The sequence below is a fragment of the Bacteroides timonensis genome, assembly GCF_000513195.1.
GTDB lineage: Bacteria > Bacteroidota > Bacteroidia > Bacteroidales > Bacteroidaceae > Bacteroides > Bacteroides timonensis.
The window spans coordinates 1-4,332 of record NZ_CBVI010000187.1 but is presented as its reverse complement, the minus strand read 5'-3'; the positions used below and the strand labels follow the sequence as shown (position 1 = coordinate 4,332).

General features: G+C 51.0%; 2 protein-coding genes and 3 pseudogenes. All 5 read left to right on the top strand.

Going from position 1 to position 4,332, the window contains the following annotated elements; genetic code table 11:
• On the top strand, positions 1-276 hold a 276-nt coding region (locus BN161_RS29290), incomplete at its 5' end, for a tetratricopeptide repeat protein (protein WP_044272495.1).
• Positions 277-900 (top strand): annotated as a pseudogene (locus BN161_RS30770) (FimB/Mfa2 family fimbrial subunit); the annotation flags it as partial. It abuts the gene before it with no gap.
• 72 nt (positions 901-972) lie between these two features.
• Positions 973-1,263: a hypothetical protein gene (locus tag BN161_RS30765; RefSeq protein ID WP_244436640.1), complete on the top strand. Its 291-nt coding sequence runs from the start codon at positions 973-975 to the stop codon at positions 1,261-1,263.
• A gap of 147 nt (positions 1,264-1,410) precedes the next feature.
• Positions 1,411-2,981, top strand: a pseudogene (locus tag BN161_RS27605) (ATP-binding protein).
• Between the two features lie 176 nt (positions 2,982-3,157).
• Positions 3,158-4,332: pseudogene (locus tag BN161_RS27600) on the top strand (hypothetical protein); the annotation flags it as partial.

Sequence of the window (4,332 nt, the reverse complement as noted above, 5' to 3'; positions counted from 1 at the left end):
ACTCATGATGTGAAATCCGCCCGCGCTTATCTGCAACGGGTAGAAACCGACCCGCGTGCCTGGAATAATCTGGGGGTGCTGGCTTTGATGGAAGGCAATTCCGCAGAAGCGGAAAAATGGTTCCGCAAAGCAGTAGGCATCGAGCCGCGGAAGGCGCGGCAGAACCTGCAACGTTTACAACGCATTCCGGCAACGAACGACCGGAAGCTACAAGATAAAAAACGTGCCGTACAAGATAAAAGCCGGCCCGTACAAGATAAGAGAGGAGACCGATAGATGCAGCGAGGTTTCCACCGCATTCGTCCTTGTCTGCTCTTGTGGGGATTGCTTCCGCTCCTTTGGGGGGCCTGTAGCTTTAGCGATGAACCTTCGCCCTGCCCCTACGATGTGCGCTTGGAATACTGGTATGCCGGTAGTGGAGTAGAGAACATGCTTCCCCGCTACGTTTCCCGGCTGACGCAGTTCATCTTCGACGCGGACGGGCGGCTGTTGTCCACCTCCGTTCTGACGGGCGACGAGGTGAGCGGGTGGAAAGGCACGCTGCCGGACGGTACTTATACGGTGGTGCTTTGGGGCAACCTGAGCGATGCCGACCCGCCTTTGGAAAAGGTGGAAAGTGACAGCGAAGATGATGGAGCCGGGGATATCCTTGAAACGATGACCCTGAGCGCAGTCACCGAAAGCGTCCCGCCGGGTTACCGGGGTAACACCTCCCGGCTGTACTACGGCACGGGTACCTTCACCCTGAAAGACGGCATGACGGAGCGGCAACGGATTTACCTCTGCCAGGCTTACGCCTCGCTTTCCATCACGGTGCGCTGGCAGACCACGGATCGGGTCCGGCTTCCGGCAGACGGTACCTACCGGATGCGCCTGAAAGGCATACCGTCGGTCTACAGCTTCTCCGGCGGACAGGAGGTGACGGTACCTTCGGGTGATGGCAGTTGTACGCTGCCCCGCACGGACCGCACAGTGACGTACCACGAAGCGCGCGCTTCGCTGAATTACGAAAACGAGGTGATCGGTGAATTGGTTACCTTCCGATATACGGCGAACACGCACGAGCTATGGAGCCTGTGGTGCAATGGTGAGCAATTGGTGAGAGACCTCGACCTTTACCTGTTCTTCCGTAAGCTGCCCATGGATATGGACACCAACATGGAACAGAACTTCGACCTTGAAGTGACAGTGTACGATGACAACCGGGTAGTGGTGACACAGGCATCGGCGGCAGACTGGGAAGAGGGAGGAGGAATAGGATAAACGATAGATTTTAAAAGAAAGATAAACAGCGTTCTTTGACATATTGAGAGCTTAAAAAAGAAAAAGGAAGTTCCTGAGTTTTAAAAGTAAATCAGTATCTTTGCAGATATTGGTTTGCATTATATTAATATATAATACTTTAGATATATGGGAATAAACAATAATCATATACGGAAGTATCCTATCGGGATACAGAGCTTTGAAGACCTGCGCCGCGAAGGTTACCTTTACGTGGACAAAACAGCGCTGATCTACCGACTGGTTACTACCGGTAAGCCTTATTTTCTTTCCCGCCCCCGCCGTTTCGGCAAGAGTTTGTTGCTTAGCACATTGAAAGCCTACTTTGAGGGTAAAAAAGAACTTTTCGAAGGCCTTGCCGTCGAAAAGTTGGAAAAGGAATGGACGGTTCATCCGGTGTTACACCTTGACTTGAATGCCGAAAAATATGATTCGGTAGAACGATTAGAAATGCAGATGAACAGCCAGCTTCTGAACTGGGAGTTGCAATATGGTTGCAACGCCGAAGACTGGACTTACTCCATCCGCTTCATGAATGTGATAAAAGCAGCTTATAAACAGACCGGGCAACAAGTTGTGATACTCATTGACGAGTATGACAAACCAATGCTCGAAAGTTTGCATAATAATGAATTACAAGAACAGTTCCGCAGCCTTCTCGTAGCTTTTACAGCGTATTGAAAACTGCCGACCCATACCTGAGGCTGGTCTTCATCACCGGTGTGACGAAGTTTGCCCAGATGAGCATTTTCTCCACACTGAACCAGTTGATAGACATCAGCCTTGAGAAAGACTACGAAACCCTTTGCGGCATGACCCGCCCTGAAATAGAACGGGACTTTGCTCCGGAGCTGGAAGCTATGGCACAGAAAAACGGCACTTTGCGCGAAGCGGTAGTGGAACGGATGAAAGCGATGTATGACGGCTACCACTTTTGTGAAGAGCAGACGGAAGGAATGTTCAACCCATTCAGTGTACTCAACATGTTGCGACAGTTGAAGTTCAATTATTATTGGTTTGCCACCGGTACCCCTACCTTCCTCGTGAAGATGCTGCAACGTACTGAGTTTGATGTGCGCGAACTTGTGAATGGCATTGAAGTTTCCGAGGCCTCTCTCATGAGCTACAGGGCCGACGATGATGACCCTGTTCCTATGATTTATCAAAGCGGTTACCTCACCATCAAGGGCTATGACCCGGAATTTAACCTCTATAAACTGAAACTTCCCAATGAGGAGGTGAAATACGGCTTGCTCAACTATATGGCTCCGTATTACACTCCGGTGATGGAACGAGACGTTCCTTTTCACGTCGGCAAGTTCGTGAAAGAACTTCGTGCCGGCGATGTGGATGCCTTCATGAACCGTATGCGTGCTTTCTTCGGAAGCATCACTTACGAGTTGAGCGATGACACAGAGCGGCACTACCAGAATGTGTTCTACATTGTCTTTACCCTATTAGGGCAATATACGGATGCAGAGGTGCGCAGCTGCCGCGGACGGGCAGACATGGTAGTTAAAACTTCCGATTATATATATGTCTTCGAGTTCAAGCTGAACGGCACTGCCGAAGAAGCTATGAAACAGATTGATGAAAAAGATTATCTTATTCCGTATACCGTAGACCACCGGAAACTGGTGAAAGTAGGTGTTGACTTTAACAAGGACACCCGCAACATAGGTCGCTGGCTCATTCAGTAAACCTCCCCTTTTTCTTTTCATAACCTGCTGGAAAGAACATCCGCAGGAAGACAAGCTCTCAATATCTCAATAACCAAAAGATATTGGGAGCTTGCTGCGTTCATACGCGGCAAGCTCCCGGAACAAGAAATGAGATATGAAACAATATAATAATCAATTATTAATGAAGTGAGCTAATGAAACGAAAAACAATGATTCACTGCATGCATGGTTTCCTGCTTATAGGCAGCCTGCTGCTACACTCCTGTTCCGGCGAAACACAACTGGACGGGGAGAACGGGAATCCCGAAGGGAAAGACCCCACGAGACAGGAAATCTTGTTGAACATCAACAACAAGTTAGTATTGCACAAAGCGGACACGCGAGACATCGCTACCGCCGAGGAGAACGCCATCTCTACGCTGGATGTGTACGTCTTCGGTTCCCCTGACGAAGACGGCCCCTACACTTTTCAGGAACGCTTCGCCTATCGCGAAAACAGTGACGACCTCCCTGCGGACGCCAAAGAACTGCTGCTGAGCGCCGGAGCTACGGACAACGTCACCACCGGCCTGCTCAGCCTGCACCGCGGACTGTTTGTGAAAATCTATTGCATCGCCAATGACACCAATCCGGTGAAAGCCGATGGCACCGAAGTGGAAGCGGACGACTTCGAACCTATCACCTTTACTTCCGGTGGCAGCATCATGGAAAAGGCAGGCCTCCCCACCGAAACGGATTTCCTGCAATACCACACGCGCTTGCTGAATGGCGATGTATTGAGCACTCCTTTGGCAATGTCAGGCGCCCAAACCTTGCCGCTGGACCTGACGGAAGCCTCCGTCGGTGCCCGCTTGCAGGTGAACTTCAAGCTCACCCGCCTTGCCGCCCGCTTCGACGTAGTGAACAAGGCAGATGAATCCCGCTTCACCATCGAGTCCGTCTCCATGCTGAAAGCCCGCCGCGGGGCAGGTTACTTTCCGATAGTTGCTTGCGGAAAATACCCCGCCGAAGACGTCGACCTGATGACCACTAACGACAAACCTTTCATAGGCGACAACGCCAACACCGGCACGCAGACGGGAGCATTCTATTGCTACCCCAGCTTGCTGGCAGACGGAGGAGAGCTCGTGCTGAAAGGCCGCTACAAGGTGAATGAAACCGAAACTAAAGAAGTGTCCTACCGGATTCCTTTCCGTCAGCAAGGTATTGACGGACAGGAAACCTATCTGGACATCAACAACAACCACCGTTACACCATTGGCATCACCAAAGCCGATGACCTGAGACTTGAATTTACCCTGAGCGTAGCGGACTGGACGGACGATGGCAACATCGACGATTACGAACCGGACAACAATCCGGGTTATCC